This is a genomic window from Streptomyces flavofungini (genome assembly GCF_041028215.1).
Taxonomy (GTDB): Bacteria; Actinomycetota; Actinomycetes; order Streptomycetales; family Streptomycetaceae; genus Streptomyces; species Streptomyces flavofungini_B.
The window spans coordinates 1-15,689 of sequence record NZ_JASKYR010000091.1 but is presented as its reverse complement, the minus strand read 5'-3'; the positions used below and the strand labels follow the sequence as shown (position 1 = coordinate 15,689).

The 15,689-nt window shown below is 71.6% G+C and carries 11 protein-coding genes, 1 pseudogene and 1 riboswitch; of the genes and pseudogenes, 5 read left to right on the top strand and 7 right to left on the bottom strand.

Annotated elements, in window-relative coordinates:
* Positions 1–655, bottom strand: a 655-nt coding sequence (locus AB8Z36_RS09250) for a PspC domain-containing protein (RefSeq protein WP_369212731.1), incomplete at its 3' end; no start/stop codon positions are given.
* A gap of 208 nt (positions 656–863) precedes the next feature.
* Here AB8Z36_RS09250 and AB8Z36_RS09245 point away from each other — a divergent pair.
* Together AB8Z36_RS09245 and AB8Z36_RS09240 are read left to right on the top strand one after the other, a co-directional pair.
* The gene (locus AB8Z36_RS09245; protein WP_369212730.1) at positions 864–2,153 is read left to right on the top strand and encodes a PspC domain-containing protein; all 1,290 of its coding nucleotides are present in this window, start codon (positions 864–866) and stop codon (positions 2,151–2,153) included.
* Positions 2,150–2,881, top strand: coding sequence for a LuxR C-terminal-related transcriptional regulator (locus AB8Z36_RS09240; RefSeq protein ID WP_369212729.1), 732 nt, complete (start codon positions 2,150–2,152; stop codon positions 2,879–2,881). Before AB8Z36_RS09245 ends, AB8Z36_RS09240 begins: the two co-directional genes overlap by 4 nt.
* Before the next feature lie 59 nt (positions 2,882–2,940).
* Here AB8Z36_RS09240 and AB8Z36_RS09235 read toward each other — a convergent pair whose 3' ends face one another.
* A complete protein-coding gene (locus AB8Z36_RS09235; RefSeq protein ID WP_369212728.1) occupies positions 2,941–3,987 on the bottom strand; it encodes a C40 family peptidase in 1,047 nt (348 codons plus the stop codon).
* Positions 3,988–4,334: 347 nt separating this feature from the next.
* On the opposite strand from AB8Z36_RS09235, the gene AB8Z36_RS09230 reads away from it, so the two are divergent.
* On the top strand, positions 4,335–4,688 hold the full coding sequence (locus AB8Z36_RS09230) for a hypothetical protein (RefSeq protein WP_369212727.1): 354 nt from the start codon (positions 4,335–4,337) through the stop codon (positions 4,686–4,688).
* Positions 4,689–4,866: 178 nt separating this feature from the next.
* On the opposite strand, the gene AB8Z36_RS09225 is transcribed toward AB8Z36_RS09230, so the two are convergent.
* Positions 4,867–6,081, bottom strand: a complete 1,215-nt coding sequence (locus AB8Z36_RS09225; RefSeq protein WP_369212726.1) for a C40 family peptidase — start codon at positions 6,079–6,081, stop codon at positions 4,867–4,869.
* Between the two features lie 7 nt (positions 6,082–6,088).
* Positions 6,089–6,245: riboswitch (cyclic di-AMP (ydaO/yuaA leader) on the bottom strand.
* Positions 6,246–6,488: 243 nt separating this feature from the next.
* Here AB8Z36_RS09225 and AB8Z36_RS09220 point away from each other — a divergent pair.
* Positions 6,489–9,062 carry an ATP-dependent DNA helicase gene (locus AB8Z36_RS09220; RefSeq protein WP_369212725.1) on the top strand — a complete coding sequence of 858 codons (2,574 nt, stop codon included), beginning with the start codon at positions 6,489–6,491 and terminating at the stop codon, positions 9,060–9,062.
* 59 nt (positions 9,063–9,121) lie between these two features.
* Here AB8Z36_RS09220 and AB8Z36_RS09215 read toward each other — a convergent pair whose 3' ends face one another.
* Together AB8Z36_RS09215 and AB8Z36_RS09210 are read right to left on the bottom strand one after the other, a co-directional pair.
* Positions 9,122–10,723, bottom strand: coding sequence for a M23 family metallopeptidase (locus AB8Z36_RS09215; RefSeq protein ID WP_369212724.1), 1,602 nt, complete (start codon positions 10,721–10,723; stop codon positions 9,122–9,124).
* 300 nt (positions 10,724–11,023) lie between these two features.
* Complete coding sequence (locus AB8Z36_RS09210) at positions 11,024–11,923, bottom strand: lipase family alpha/beta hydrolase (protein WP_369212723.1); 900 nt, start codon at positions 11,921–11,923, stop codon at positions 11,024–11,026.
* A gap of 433 nt (positions 11,924–12,356) precedes the next feature.
* On the opposite strand from AB8Z36_RS09210, the gene AB8Z36_RS09205 reads away from it, so the two are divergent.
* Entirely contained in the window at positions 12,357–12,773 is a 417-nt protein-coding gene (locus AB8Z36_RS09205) for a cobalamin B12-binding domain-containing protein (protein ID WP_076684918.1), read from the top strand.
* A gap of 17 nt (positions 12,774–12,790) precedes the next feature.
* On the opposite strand, the pseudogene AB8Z36_RS09200 reads toward AB8Z36_RS09205, so the two are convergent.
* Positions 12,791–14,474, bottom strand: a pseudogene (locus AB8Z36_RS09200) (DUF5691 domain-containing protein).
* Between the two features lie 41 nt (positions 14,475–14,515).
* On the bottom strand, positions 14,516–15,689 hold a 1,174-nt coding region (locus AB8Z36_RS09195; protein WP_369212722.1), incomplete at its 5' end, for an SWIM zinc finger family protein.

Here is a 15,689-nt window from a genome sequence, read left to right as displayed (position 1 = left end):
TCTCCACACCCTGTGGACCCCAGAAGTAGCCCGGGATCCCGTCGTGCGTGCCGTCCTTCACTATCGGGTCGCGCCACCAGGAGGGCCCGTATGTGACCGGTGGCGCCTTCGCCTCGGGCGGGGCGTCCGCGGCGGCCTGCGCCGCGACCGGGTCGGGGTCGAGGGTCCCGCGCTGCTGCGACCAGTACCCCGCGCCCGCGAGAAGGAGGGCGAGGACGGCCGCGAAGGTCAGCGCCCCGCCGTTGTTCAGCAGGGTCAGGAAGACTCCGCAGCCCACGAGCGCGAACAGCACGGCGGTCAGTGCCTGGCCGTCCACCCGGCCGGAGAGGAGCCTGCGCGCTTCGTTCTCCTCCTCGTCCTCGTACGGGACGAAGAGCCAGGCGAAGCCGTAGACGACCAGACCGAGTCCGCTTGTGATCGCGAGGACCGCGAGGCCGATCCGGAAGATCACCGGGTCCATGTCGCAGTGCCTGCCGAGCCCGGCGCACACACCGCCCAGCCTCTTGTGCCTGCGGTCGCGGCGGAACTTCCGCTCCTCCGCGGGCAGCCCCGCCGCATGAGCGCCCGTGGGGGCGCCATCCTCGCCATACGCATCGCGCAGGGCGTCGTGGATGGCGGCCTCGGTCTCCGTCTCGGCGGGCTGCTGATCTGTCATGTGTCCATGGTGACGGTCGTGGGCCCGCCGCGGCAGTCGGGACAACCCTGGCCGAACCCTGATATCGCCCCTGAGACGTTCCGGGCGCGATCCCTGACATCGGTGGGGGCGAGGTCCCTGACAGGGGCCGCTCGGGGCCCGAGATCAGGGAAGTCTCGGGGATCGACCCTGATGCCCTCACCCGCGCCCGCGTGTGAATATCGATGACATGCCGGAAGCCGCCGCACCGCCCATCGAGGATGCCCGACCGCTGCGCAAGCTCTATCGCAGCGGCGACGGGCGCTGGCTCGGCGGGGTCGCACGCGGCCTCGCCGGACATCTCGGGCTGCCCGTCATCTGGCTGCGGCTCATCTTCGTTGGCCTGGCGACGGCGGACGGACTCGGCGCGCTGTTGTACGCGGCGTTCTGGTTCTTCGTCCCGCTGGGCATCGGCGGTGTCGACGCCGAGCGGCCGCCGGCGGCCGTCACGACCGAGACGTCGCCGGACGGCAGACGAAGACTCGTGGCGCGCAAGCCGGACAAGGGACAGATCGTCGCGCTCCTGGCGATGGTCGTCGTCGCCATGGTCTTCGTCGGCAATGTGAACCTGGACGGTTCGACCCAGGCCTATGTCGTCCCGGCGCTGCTCGTCGCCGCGGGTGTCGCCCTCGTCTGGCGTCAGGCCGACAATGCGCGCCGGGCCCGCTGGATGGCCGTCGGCCGCCGTCGGCGCACCCTGACGCTCGCCCGTTCGGCGGCCGGAGTGCTCCTGGTCGGCGCCGGTGTCTCCGGCATCTTCGTGCTCCAGGGCTCCGCCGCCCACCTGGGTGCCGTGCTGCAGGCCGCGCTCGCGGTACTCGTCGGCATCGCTCTCCTCGCGGGCCCCTATCTCATCCGCATGACGCAGGACCTCTCCGAGGAGCGGCTGATGCGTATCCGCGCGCAGGAGAGGGCCGAGGTCGCCGCCCATGTGCACGACTCCGTGCTGCACACCCTGACCCTGATCCAGCGCAACGCGGAGAGCGCGAGCGAAGTGCGCCGCCTGGCCCGGGCCCAGGAGCGCGACCTGCGGGCCTGGCTCTACAACCCCGAGGGCACCGGCAAGGACGAGGACGAGGAGCCCGACACCCTCGCCGAGGCGGTCCGCCGCAGCGCGGCGGAGGTGGAGGACAAGCACGGCGTCCCGATCGAGGTCGTCGTGGTCGGTGACTGCCCGCTCGACGAGCGGCTGACCGCGCAGATGCAGGCCGCGAGGGAAGCGATGGTGAACGCCGCCAAGTACGGTGGCGAGGGCGGTGCGGTGCAGGTCTTCGCCGAAGTCGAGGGAGAGACGGTGTTCGTGTCCGTCCGGGACCGCGGTCCCGGCTTCGATCTGGATTCCGTGCCCGACGACCGTATGGGCGTACGAGAATCGATCATCGGCCGCATGCAGCGCAACGGCGGTACGGCGCGACTGCGCGTGGTGCCCGGCGGCGGCACGGAAGTCGAGCTGGAAATGGAGAGGACGGCGACGACATGAGCGACGCGACCGAGGCGAACGAGCCCGTGGAGCCGACCGGTTCGGATGAGGGCGGCGGTGCGGGCGGGCGTCGTGTGCGGGTCGTCCTCGTCGATGACCACCGGATGTTCCGCACCGGGGTGCAGGCGGAGATCGGCCGGACCGACATCACCGGCGTCGAGGTCGTCGGCGAGGCCGCCGATGTCGACCAGGCGGTCACGACCATCACGGCGACCCGGCCCGAGGTCGTCCTTCTCGACGTGCATCTTCCCGGTGGCGGAGGCGTGGAAGTGCTGCGACGCTGCGCGCCGTTGATGGCGGACTCGGATAATCCGGTGCGCTTCCTCGCGCTCTCGGTCTCCGATGCGGCAGAGGACGTCATCGGTGTCATCCGCGGCGGTGCCCGGGGCTATGTCACGAAGACCATCACCGGCACCGACCTGGTGGATTCGATCTTCCGGGTGCAGGACGGCGACGCGGTGTTCTCGCCGCGCCTGGCCGGTTTCGTCCTGGACGCCTTCGCCTCCACCGACGCGCCGCCGGTCGACGAGGACCTGGACCGCCTCACCCAGCGCGAGCGGGAGGTGCTGCGGCTCATCGCGCGCGGGTACGCGTACAAGGAGATCGCCAAGCAGCTCTTCATCTCCGTGAAGACGGTGGAGTCGCACGTGTCGGCCGTGCTGAGGAAGCTGCAGCTCTCCAACCGGCACGAGCTGACGCGGTGGGCCACGGCGCGGCGGCTGGTCTGAGGGCACGAATGGGCTGAGGGCGCAGATGGACTGAGGGACGCTGACGCCCCCGGGCCGGTTCACGACACCCGCGTGGCCCCCGCGAACGGCATCTGGTCGATCGGTGCGAGCCGGACCGGGGCGCTGGGGTTGGGGGCGTGGATCATCTGGCCGTTGCCGACGTAGATGCCCGCGTGGCTGATGCCGGAGTAGAAGAACACCAGGTCACCGGGGCGCAGCGCCGATCGGGGCACGCGGTCGCCCGCAGCGATCTGCGCGTAGGTGGTGCGTGGCAGGGAGACCCCCGCCGCGCGGTACGCGGCCTGGGTGAGCCCCGAGCAGTCGAAGGCGTCGGGGCCGGTCGCGCCCCAGACGTAGGGGCTGCCGAGCGCCTTGTACGCGTAGGCGACGGCCGAGGCCGCGCGGGTGTTGGGTGCCTTGGACGCCGCGCCGGTGGCGTCCCGGGTGTCCGCGCGGGAGGCCCGGCCGCCGTCGCCGCCCGTGGCCTCCGTCCGCTGCGCTCCGGTGAGCCGGGAGAGGAGCCGCTTGGCCTCGCCGAGCTTTCCGGTGACCGTGGCCTTGTGCTTGCGCAGTTCCGCCTGGCGGGCGCGGAGGGCCGTCAGGCGGTCGTCGGCCTCGTCGTGCAGCTGGTCGATGCCGCGCAGCTGCTTCTGCACGGAGCTGACCGCGGCGGCCTGGTGGCTTCCCGCGCGATCGGCGATGGCGGCCCGCTCAAGGAAGTGCTCCGGGTCCGAGGAGAGCGCGAGCCGCAGGGAGGGATCGACGCCGCCGGTGCGGTACTGGGCGGTCGCGTAGGAGCCGAGGCTCTGGCGGGCGGCGTTGAGTTTCTGCGTCCTGCGGGCCGCCTCCTCCCGCAGCTCGCCGAGTGACGTCTCGGCCTTCTCGGCCTTCTCCTTGGCGCCGTTGTACTTCTCGGTGGCGATCTCGGCGTCGTGGTAGAGCGCGTCGACCTCGGACTTCACCTCGGCGGGGCTGAGCCGCGGTTCCGCGTGCCCGGTGCCGTCGAAGGCGGTCGCGGACGCGGCGCCCGCGAGGGCGAGGGTGGCGGCGGTGCGGACCGTGCTGCCGCTGAACGAGCGGCGCCGGGGCTTGCGGTGCGCTGCCACGAAGAGTGCTCCTCACGTGTCTGGCGGCGGCCCGCACAGGGGGAGCGGACCGCCGCCGGACCTTTCTCGGCGGAGGTGTCCGACTGCCGCCCGTGCGCCGGACGGCATTGGGGAGCCGGTCACCTGGTGGAGGACGCTAAACGCGGCCGTCACGGGTTGGCTGTGGATTGTGCGCAAGTGTCGGAAGTGGGCGGAACGGCGACCAGGTCTGTCCGAGCGGGTCACGGGGCGGGGCGCCCTCCGCGTACGGGCCTGACCGATGCGGCGAATGCGGCCGCCCGGTTCGCTCCCTGCTGCTAAGGGGCCGCCTGCGGGGGGCCTGAGAGGTGCGGGCTAGGCTCCGGCTCATGGACGTACTCATCCATCTCTTCGTCGCCCTGCACATCATCGGCATCGCCTCCCTGCTGGGCGGTTTCCTGACCCAGATGAAGCAGATGGGCCAGGGCACGGCCCGCTTCAGCCCCGCGATGCTGCACGGCGCGCTGACCATGCTCGTCACCGGTGTGGCCCTGGTGGGCCTCAACCAGGCCGACGACAACGCGGTCAACAACCTGAAGATCGGCATCAAGATGGCCGTGCTGATCGTGATCCTCGCGCTGGTCTATGTGAAGCGGGACGAGGAAAAGATCGACAAGGGTGTGTTCGGTGCGGTGGGGCTGCTGACCACGGCGAACATCTTCATCGCCGTGCTGTGGACCTGATGCCCCCGCTGGGACCTGCTGCCCCCGCCGGGACCTGCTGCCCCCGCTGAACACGGGCTCCGAAAAACGCCCTCCACGCACGCGTGGAGGGCGTTTTCCGTAGTCACACCAGTGACGCAGTTACACCAGTTACCCCAGTGACACAGCCACACCAGTGTCGTCGTCACGCCGGGCGGCACTACGCCGGGCGCACCACGCTGTGGATCGGCATGTAGTAGATCGACTCGACGCGGACGTTCGCGCCCGGCTTCGGGGCGTGGATCATCTTGCCGTCGCCGATGGAGATCCCCACGTGGCTGATGTCGCCGTAGAAGAAGACCAGGTCACCCGGTTTCGCGTCCGCCGTCTTCACGGTCGTGCCGACCTTGACCTGGTCCCATGTGGTGCGCGGGAGGGAGATCCCGGCGGCCTTCCAGGCGTCCTGGGTGAGTCCGGAGCAGTCGTAGGAGTCGGGTCCGGTGGCGCCCCATACGTAGGGCTTGCCGATCTGGGCCTCGGCGAAGTCGATGACCTTCGCGGCCTTGGTGGCGTAGCTCCCGTCCGTACTCCCGGAGCCGGAGCCGGAGCCGGTTCCGGCGCCAGAACCAGAGCCAGAACCGGTGCCCGAACCGTCGTCCTGGCCGCCGCCCCGCTCGCGCTCCTTCTCCTTCCGCGCCGCCTCCTCCGCCTTGCGCTCGCGCTCCGCCTCGGCGGCCTGCTTGCGGGCCAGCTCCTCGGCCCTGCGCTTGGCCTCGCGCTCCTTCTTGCGCTCGATCGCGGCGAGCCGCGCCTTCTCCTCGGCGGTCAGCTCCGAGAGCAGCCCGCGCGCCTCGCCCAGCTTCTTCTGCACGGTCCGCTTGCTGGTCCGCAGGTCGTCCCGCGAGTCGGTCAGCGCCTGAAGGCTCTGCGCCGCCTTTGTGCGCTGCTTCGCCGCCGACGTCCGCTCGGTCTCGTAGTCGTCGACCGCCTTCTTCTGCCGCGTGGTCAGCCGGTCCGCCAAGTGGTTCTGGTCGAAATAGCCCTGCGGGTCGTCGGCCAGCAGCATCGTGGCGGTCTCGGAGACGCCTCCGGTGCGGTACTGCGCGGCGGCGAAGGAGCCGAGCTCCTGGCGCGCGTCGTTCAGCTTGTCCGTGCGCTTGGCCACATCGTCCAGGAGACGGTCGACCTTCTTGCGCTGCTTCTCGGTCTTCTCCTTGGCCGAGTTGTACTTCTGGGTGGCCACACCCGCCTGGTGATAGAGGTCGTCGACCTTCTTCTGCACCTCTTCGAGGCTGGGCTTCGCGGGTGCCGACGGCGCTGCCTGGGCGCTCTGCGAGAGGAGCGCCACGGAGGTGAGGGCGGCCGTGGTGATGCCGACGGCGGGTGCGGTGCGGATTCCGGCTGACCGGGTCCGCGGCTTGCGGTGCGACGCCAAGGGAGGCGACTCCTTCCGTAGGCCGCCTACCGGGTTAGCTGTCGGGTTCGGGCGGGTGGTCCGGAAGGTTGCCCTACGGTTCCGTACTGCGTACGGGACCGATTCACCCCAGGTAATCGGTGGGTCCCCGGCTCCGAACATGTCGGACTCGGCGGGGGCCACGCGTTCCCGGCGGGGTTCGCCGGTGGGAATACGAGCGGCCCGCGCAGCACGCTAGCCAACTTGTGCGGCGCCTGTGAAGGATGATGTTCGATATGCCCGATACATTTTCGTGACTTTACGAGACCCGGGCGTGACCTGACGGCCCGGTGGCGGACAGTGCGCGTCGTTGAACACACCGTGAGCGAACGGCGGGTCGGCGGAACCCGGAGCGGGTTGTCAGTGGGTCCGCCTAGACTCGGGAGGCGATGAGCAGCCTCTTTGACGACAGCTTCCTGGCGGACCTGCAGCCCTCCCGGGCGATGGACGAAGAACCCCCGCCCCCGCCCGAGGACAGCGCTCCGGAGCCCGTTCCGGACGACTTGTTCGACGGGAAGTTCGACGCGCCCATGACCCGGGACACGCACTACCGGGACGGTGCCCCCCGCCCGGTGATCGACCCGGCGGCACTGCTCGAAGGGCTGAACGAGAACCAGCGCGCGGCCGTCGTGCACGCGGGTTCCCCGCTGCTCATCGTCGCCGGAGCCGGGTCCGGCAAGACCCGGGTGCTGACCCACCGCATCGCGCACCTCCTCGCCGCGCGCGGCGTGCACCCCGGCCAGATCCTCGCGATCACCTTCACGAACAAGGCCGCGGGCGAGATGAAGGAGCGCGTCGAGCAGCTCGTGGGCCCCCGGGCCAACGCGATGTGGGTGTCGACGTTCCACAGCGCCTGCGTCCGCATCCTGCGCCGTGAGTACAAGAAGCTGGGCTTCACGTCCTCCTTCTCGATCTACGACGCCGCGGACTCCAAGCGCCTGATGGCCCTGGTCTGCCGTGACCTCGACCTCGACCCCAAGAAGTTCCCGCCGAAGTCCTTCAGCGCCAAGATCTCGAACCTGAAGAACGAGCTGATCGACGAGGAGGACTTCGCGAGCAAGGCCGCAGACGGTTTCGAGAAGACCCTCGCCCAGGCCTACGCGATGTACCAGTCACGCCTGCGCGAGGCGAACGCGCTGGACTTCGACGACCTGATCATGACGACGGTCAATCTGCTGCGCGCCTTCCCGGACGTCGCCGAGCACTACCGCCGCCGTTTCCGCCACGTCATGGTCGACGAGTACCAGGACACGAACCACGCGCAGTACGCCCTCGTGCGCGAGCTGGTCGGACCCTCCGGAGGCGAGGGCGACGACCCGGCCGAGCTGTGCGTGGTGGGTGACGCGGACCAGTCGATCTACGCCTTCCGCGGCGCCACCATCCGCAACATCCTCCAGTTCGAGGAGGACTACACGGACGCGACGACGATCCTCCTTGAGCAGAACTACCGCTCCACGCAGACGATCCTGACCGCGGCCAACGCGGTGATCGAGCGGAACGAGAGCCGCCGCCCGAAGAACCTCTGGACCAACCAGGGCGCGGGCGCGCGCATCACCGGTTATGTGGCGGACACCGAGCACGACGAGGCGCAGTTCGTCGCCGACGAGATCGACCGCCTCACCGACGCGGGCGACGCGAAGGCCGGCGACGTAGCGATCTTCTACCGGACGAACGCGCAGTCCCGTGTCTTCGAGGAGATCTTCATCCGCGTCGGCCTGCCCTACAAGGTCGTCGGCGGCGTCCGCTTCTACGAGCGCAAGGAGGTCCGCGATGTGCTGGCCTACCTGCGCGTTCTCGCCAACCCCGAGGACGCGGTCCCGCTGCGGCGCATTCTCAACGTGCCCAAGAGGGGCATCGGCGACCGCGCCGAGGCGATGATCGACGCGCTCTCGCAGCGCGAGAAGATCTCCTTCCCGCAGGCACTCCGGCGCGTCGATGAGGCGTACGGAATGGCGGCCCGCTCCACCAACGCCGTCAAGCGGTTCAACACGCTCATGGAGGAGCTGCGGACCGTCGTCGAGTCGGGCGCTGGCCCGGCCGTCATCCTGGAGGCCGTGCTCGAACGTACGGGCTACCTCGCCGAGTTGCAGGCCTCGACGGACCCGCAGGACGAGACCCGCATCGAGAACCTCCAGGAGCTTGCCGCCGTGGCGCTGGAGTTCGAGCAGGAGACCGCCCAGCGGGAAGAGGCGCAGGCCACCGAGGGTGCGGCGGCGGAGGCCCAGACGGAGGGCGCTGAAGGGGCCGCTCCGGGTGAGGGTGCTGAAGGGGCCGCTCCGGCGGAGGGCGAGGAAGGGGCCGCTCCGGCCGGTTCGCTCTCCGACTTCCTTGAGCGCGTCGCGCTCGTCGCCGACTCGGACCAGATTCCGGATGAGGAGGACGACGGCTCCGGAGTCATCACCTTGATGACGCTGCACACCGCCAAGGGCCTGGAGTTCCCGGTGGTCTTCCTGACCGGCATGGAGGACGGCGTCTTCCCGCACATGCGCTCGCTCGGCCAGGTCAAGGAGCTGGAGGAGGAGCGCCGCCTGGCGTACGTGGGCATCACACGCGCGCGTGAGCGGCTCTACCTCACGCGTTCGTCGATGCGCAGCGCCTGGGGCACACCTTCGTACAACCCGCCGTCGCGCTTCCTCGAAGAGATTCCGGAAGCGCATCTGGACTGGAAGCGGAAGGGTTCGGTCGGCGCCCCGGCGTCGTCAGGACCGGCCGCGGGCATCGCCTCGTCCCTCTCCTCGTCGCGCTCGCGCACGGGGGGCGCGCAGGGCTTCGCCACGCGTCGCGCCTCGGAGAAGCCGGTGGTCGCGCTGGCCGTCGGGGACCGGGTCACGCACGACCAGTTCGGCCTCGGGACCGTGGTCGGAGTGAAGGGCACGGGGGCGAACGCGGAGGCGACGGTGGACTTCGGCGAGCCCAAGCCGAAGCGGCTCCTGCTGCGGTACGCGCCGGTCGAGAAGCTGTGAAGCCCAGCAGGGCGTGACGTCGGAAGGCGTCGACGCCCGGGGCGGCGGGCTCGGAAGGGTTACGTCGGGTCGAGGTCGTGGCTGCGCAGCCACGGCAGCGGGTCGATCGCCGAGCCGCCGCCGGGGCGCACCTCGAAGTGCAGGTGCGGGCCGGTCGAGTTGCCGGAGTTCCCGGAGAAGGCGATGACATCGCCCGCCTTCACGGGACCGCTGGAGATCTTGTGCGTGGAGAGGTGGCAGTACCACGTCTCCGTACCGTCCTTGGCGGTGACGATCGCCATGTTGCCGTAGGCGCTGTTCCACTTGGTGGAGACGGTGCCGTCGGTCGCCGCCAGGACCTCGGTGCCGTAGGACACCGGGAAGTCGATGCCGGAGTGCGCCGACATCCAGTTGACGCCCGCCTGGCCGTAGTACGCGCTGAGTCCGTGCTGCTTCACCGGCAGGACGAACTTGGGGCGGAGCCGCTCCTTGCGTGCCGCCTCCGCCGCCGCCTTCTTCTCGGCGGCCACCTTCTCCGCCTTGAGGTCGATGCGCTCCTGTGTGCGGCTCGCGCGGTCCGCGAAGTCGCCCGCGTCGGCGGAGAGGTTCGCGAGCTGGGTGTCCAGCTTGTTGTTGGCGGCCGAGGGCTTCACGGACGTGGCGTCCGGGGCCGAGGCCGTCGTCTCCTTCTTGTCGTCACCGCCGAAGTCGCCCACCGAGGCGGCGGCCACACCGGCGACGCCCATCACACAGGCGGAGGGCACGGCGACGGTGAACAAGGCGGAACGCTTCGCCGGGGTGCGGCGGCGGGTCCGCGAACGGCCCTGCCCGGAGCCGCCGTTCTTCGCGCGTGAGGCGCGCGGACCGGGGCTCGGGGCCGCCGCGACCGGCTCCTGCTCGGCGGTGTCGTACGGGGCGTCGGCGTCGTAGGCGGTGTCGGTGGAGATCTCGTACTGCTCGGTCAGCTCGTACGACTCGTCGCCCGCGAGGTCCGCCGGGTCCGCCGCGCCCGCCGGGTCCCCGGGGGACTCGTGATGCGCGGGGTGCGCGGGGTGTGCCGGATGCGGGTCGCCCGCGGAGTTCCACTCCGTGGCGTCGTACGCGCCCGTGTCGAAGGTCTGCGTCTCCCACAGGCCGGTCTGCTGATCCGTCCGCGGCGCCTGGTTCCAGGTGCCGGTGTCCCACTGGCCGGTGCTGCCGTCGTGGGCCGTCGGCTGCGACGGGATGTCGGCGAGAGGCTGCGCGGCGGCCAGGTGCTGATGGCCGCCGGTCGCCCACGCGGAGGTGGTCTCGAAGCTGCCGGTGTCGTACGGGGCGGCGTGGTGCTGCGCGGCGTACGCGTCGTATCCGACGGTCTGCTGGGGGCCCGTGGTGGTCGCCCACTGGCCGGTGTCGTACCCACCGCCGGGCAGGTCACCGAAGAGGGGGTCCGCCGCGAACGTACCGGTGTCGTGCGTCCCGGTGTCGTGCGTCCCGGTGTCGAAAGTCCCGGAGTCGAAAGTGCCGGTGGGAAACGTGCCGGTGTCGAGGGATCCGGTGTCGTAACCGCCGGTGGAATAGGCGTCGTAGCCATAGCCACCGTGCTGGGCACTTTGCGTGTCGTACGTCGCGTAGTGCGCGTAGTCGGCGCCGGGTGCCGAGGACTGGGGAGTCGAGCTCCCCGACGGGTGACGGTCGTTCACCAACTTCTCTTTCGCCTCGGCAGCAGGGGCGGAGCAGTGCGGCGACTGTACCCGGCGGTATACGGGCGCGACAATCTTCGGCAGGTTTCATGCTCTCAGGAAACGGGCATTCGGCCGCCTTTCGGCGGACTGCGGGCACACCTTTGGCTTTGCGTTCGAGACGCGTTCGATGTTTTGCGCCGACTTCGCGGTCCTGGAGCCGAGCGTTTTGCCTCTGATGTCCGGTAGTTGGTGGTCGGTTCCCGCTTCGGGTGTCTTGACGGCTCGGGCGCGTCCTGTGCCGGATCGTCGGCTTCCGGTTCAGGCGACCGTGAGGCCGGTGGGCGCTTCCTTGGCGTCTGCTCCCGGGGCGGCCAGGTCCAGCGCCTGGCGTATGCCGTTCGCCACCGCCGGATGGACGGGCAGCGCGAGATGGCCGATCCCGGTCACGCGGACGTTCTGCACGACCAGGTCGGGGTGGTCCACGCATGCCGTCTCCAGCGGGACCATGATCTGGTCCAGGTCGCTCCAGAAGCTCACGAACTGGGTGCGGCAGTCCGGCGCGGGCTCCTTCAGCTCCTCGATCACCGCGGAACCGGGCCGCATCTGCCGGACGATGGGGTGTGCGTCCGCCAGCGGTACGACGCGGGTGCCGCTGTGGGGCGTCCCGAGCGTGACCAGCGTGCGTATACGCGCGTCACCGCCGAGGCGCTGGACGTAGTACCGCGCGATCAGCCCGCCGAGGCTGTGCCCGACGATGTCGACGCGGGGGCGGCCCGTGCGCTCGCAGAGTTCCTCGACATGGCGGCCCAACAGTGCGGCGGCGGTGGGGATGTCGCAGGTCAGCGGCGAGTAGTTGAGGGACTCCACGCGGCGGCCGCCGTGCTGGGTCAGGGCGCGGCGGAGCAGCACGAAGACGGAGCGGTTGTCGATGAAGCCGTGCAGGAGAAGGACCGGGGGCTTCTCGTCCGCCGGGAGGCGCGGCGCGTCGGGCGGCGGCAGCACCGGAGCCGCCCTGCGTTCCTGGGTGACGCCCGAGGGATAGAGCAGGAGGTGGCCCGCGAGGATCGCGAGCTCCAGGGCGGTGGACTTCAGCAGGGCCACGGAGAGGCCGGCCACTCTGGCGGAGAGCGCGGGCAGCCCCGGCAACGCCGTCAGAAAGGGCGGCGTGGGCAGCGGAAGACCCAGAAAGCGAAAGGGGCGGACCCCTGTGACCGGCATCGTCGACCTCCCGACCGGCGCACGGGAAGACGGCTCTGTACCCCGTGTGCCCTAGGGGGAGTCGTGAAAAGGGAGTCGGCGAACGACGGCGCTGTCCTCCACCGTGCGGTGGCCCCGTGCCCCCGTTGCGCCGATGTACCGCGCCACCCGCCGTGCCCTGCCGGTGGTGGCCCGGTGATCCCGTCGCGGCTCCCCTCGCGCCTGGTCCGGATGCGGAGGGGGAGCCGGCGGGTGGCCGGTGGACCCCTGAGTAGCGGACGGGCGCGCAGCGAACGTGTCCCAATGTGTGATTTCCCCCTCCCTGTCCACCGCGAAACTGCCGCGTACGAGATGCTGGCGATAACGTTCGTTCACTTCCCCGGCCGGGTGGCTCGGGGTATCTGTGCTGGGACAGACGGATGTCGGTACGGATATTCGGTACATGGAGGCAGTGATGGGTGTGGCAGCCGGGCCTATCCGCGTGGTGGTCGCCAAGCCGGGGCTCGACGGACACGATCGTGGGGCCAAGGTGATCGCGCGGGCGCTGCGCGACGCCGGTATGGAGGTCATCTACACCGGGCTGCACCAGACGCCCGAACAGGTGGTGGACACCGCGATCCAGGAGGACGCCGACGCGATCGGTCTCTCCATCCTGTCCGGGGCGCACAACACCCTGTTCGCGCGGGTGCTCGAGCTCCTGAAGGAGCGGGAGGCCGAGGACATCCTGGTGTTCGGCGGCGGCATCATCCCCGAGGCGGACATCGCGCCGCTGAAGGAGAAGGGCGTCGCGGAGATCTTCACACCGGGCGCCACGACCACGTCGATCGTCGAGTGGGTCCGCGCCAACGTGCGGCAGCCCGCCGGCGCCTGACCCGCGACCCCCGCGCCCTACCCCGGCGGCGGCAGCTCGTCCCGTATCGCCGCGCGCAGCCGCAACGTCGTGACCAGGCGCTGGAACGCCTCCGCCCAGTAGCCGCCCGCGCCGGGCGAGGCGTTCTCCGGCTCGTCCGGTATCGCGGTGAGCGCCTCCAGGCGGACGGCCTCCGCGGGGTCGAGGCAGCGCTCGGCCAGGCCCATGACGCCACTGAAGCTCCAGGGGTAACTGCCCGCGTCACGCGCGATGTTCAGCGCGTCCACGACCGCGCGGCCCAGCGGCTCCGCCCAGGGGACCGCACAGACGCCGAGAAGCTGGAAGGCCTCCGGCAGCCCGTGCGCCGAGATGAACCCGGCCACCCACGCCGACCGCTCGGCCGCCGGGAGCGTGGCGAGGAGCTTGGAGCGCTCGGCGAGCGACACCGCGCCCGGACCCGCCGCGTCGGGTGACCCGGGCGTGCCGAGCAGCGCTCTCGACCAGACCGGGTCCCGCTGGCGTACGGCGGCACGGCACCAGGCGGCGTGCAGCTCGCCACGCCAGTCGTCGGCCACCGGGAGCGCCACTATCTCGGCGGGCGTGCGATTGCCGAGCCGGGCGGGCCAGGCGGCGAGGGGGGCCGCCTCCACGAGCTGGCCGAGCCACCAGGACCGCTGTCCGCGGCCGGTGGGCGGCTTGGGCACGACCCCGTCCCGCTCCATGCCGCCGTCGCACCCGTGGGGCGCCTCTACCATGAGGGTCGGGACGCTCGCCACATGGTCCACCGCCACGCAGGAAGCGGCGCGGGACGCCATCCGTCCGGCCAGGGCCGAGGTGGGGAGCGCGGAGAGCAGCTCCGCCGCCGTGGCACGGACATTGCGGCTGCGGTCGGCGAGTGCCTGTTCGAGGAACGGCTCGTCCGCGGCGGACAGACCGGTCCGCAGGGAGTCGAGGAACATCAGCCGGTCCTCCGCGCGCTCGGTCGGCCAGGTCGTCGCGAGCAGCTCGCGGGCGGCGGGCGCGTCGTGGGTGCGCAGGGCGGTCAGGAGCGCGACCCGCTCGGCGAAGAGGCCCTCCTCCCAGAGCTGCCCGATCTTCGCCGTCTCCTCCGGTGGCGGCAGGGCCAGGCCGCCACCCGGGGTGGAGCGGAGGGCGAACTTCCAGTCGGGGTTGAGGCGGGCCAGCCACAGGGCTCTGGGGCCCGCGAAGGCGAGCGCCTGCGGGCGCAGGTCCGTGCGGCCACGCGCCGCATTCAGCAGGGCGGGCAGCAGCTCCGGCGGTGCTCCGTAGCCCCGCGCGTTGGCCAGGGCGAGCCACTGGGGCAGCAGCTCCATCAGGTCCGGCGCGGCTCCCCGCCGCCCGCCGCCCGCCGTGCCCGGCTGATCGGTGAGCAGCGTCGCGAGCCTGCGCCGTGCCGCGGGCGGCACCGGTGGTCTGGGGGCGGMSGCGKMSGSCKCGGGGCGGTGCGGCGGCCTCCGCGGGGCGCAGCCCCGCCCTGCGGCGTACGGTCTGCGCCGCCGCCGCGTCGAGCAGGGCGGCCGGCGCCTCCTTCCCGGGGGCGCGCAGGGCATCGGGCAGCGCGCGGCGGTCGGTGCCGAGCAGAGCCGTCGTGACGAGCTCGTCCCAGGGGGCGCGGAGGGCGTCGGCCGTCGGTTGCTCGGCGAGTGAGGTGGGCGTGGCGGGTCTGGGCGGCGTGGCGGGTGTCGGAGGTGTGGTGGGCATTTGGTCCTCCTCGGTCACGTGTCCCTCCTGCGGTACGTCTGTCAGCACAGCGGCACCGTCTCTCCTGTGTCCGGCTGCCAGGCCGCCAGCGGGGTGAAGCCCTGGTGGCCGCATTCGCCGAACACCGTCAGCGGTGCGCCGCCCGACAGCGCGACCAGGCGCCAGAGGCCCGCGCCCGTCACCCGGGGCGCCACGGGCAGCGCCGAGCCGCCGTCCGCGTCGGCGAGCTGCCAGGTGTCGCGGTCCCGCGTCGGTATCACCGCGGAGAGCGTCACCGGCCAGGTCTCCAGCCAGGGGTCGTCGCGCAGCGCCTCCCCGTACCGGGCCGCGGCCTCGTCCGTGCGCACGCCCGGCGGGCGCCGTGCGGTGGGTGCCGGGGCCGTGAACTGCTCGCCGAGCTCGGCTCTGAGCTGCCGCGCGCCCGGATACCCGGTCAGCTCGGCGTCGAGCAGCAGGCCCACCGGAAGCGCGAGCGCGGGGGCCCGGCCGCCCGCCCCGTAGGTGAGCAGGAGCGCCGTGCGGTCGGAGTCCATGCCGTGCAGCCAGATGCGGCGCGTGGTCAGCTTGCCGTCCGAGGTGTCGTACTGCGCGAGGACCAGCCAGAGGTCCCGCAGCGCGGGGCCCTCCGGCTGCGCGGGCAGCCCGACGCGCGAGCGGACCGTGCCCGCGAGAGGGGCCGGGAGCCCGTCGCGGTGCAGCCAGCCCTGGACGAGGAGATGGAGCAGCGCGCACTCCTCCAGGAGGCGGACGGGCCAGCCGGGGCCCGAGGCGGGTATGGCCCCCAACTCCCGCACGCGTGCGGCGAGCCCCGGCGCCTGGGCGTCGACCATGCGGGCCGCGGTCTCCTCCCACATGCCATACCCCGCCTGCTCGGCCGCGGCCGTGCCGCCGCGCAGCAGGTCACACAGGCGCTGCTCCAGCTCCGTCGCCCCCGCCGTGATCCGCTCGGCGCGCTTCTCGGCTCTTCTGCGGGCGGCCCCGGGATCGGCGGGGGCGGTGGCGTCCGGGGCCGGACTCCGCTTGTCGTCCGCCCTTCTCCGGCGGGCGGCCAGCCACTCCCCGGCCCAGGCCGGTGGCGCTCCGTCCGGCACGGTGCCGTCCGCGCCCGCCCAGAGCAGCAGCAGCCCCAGCGCGTGCTTGCACGGGAACTTCCGGCTCGGGCAACCGCACTCGTACGCCGGGCCCGCCGGGTCCGCCACATCCACGACCGTCCGA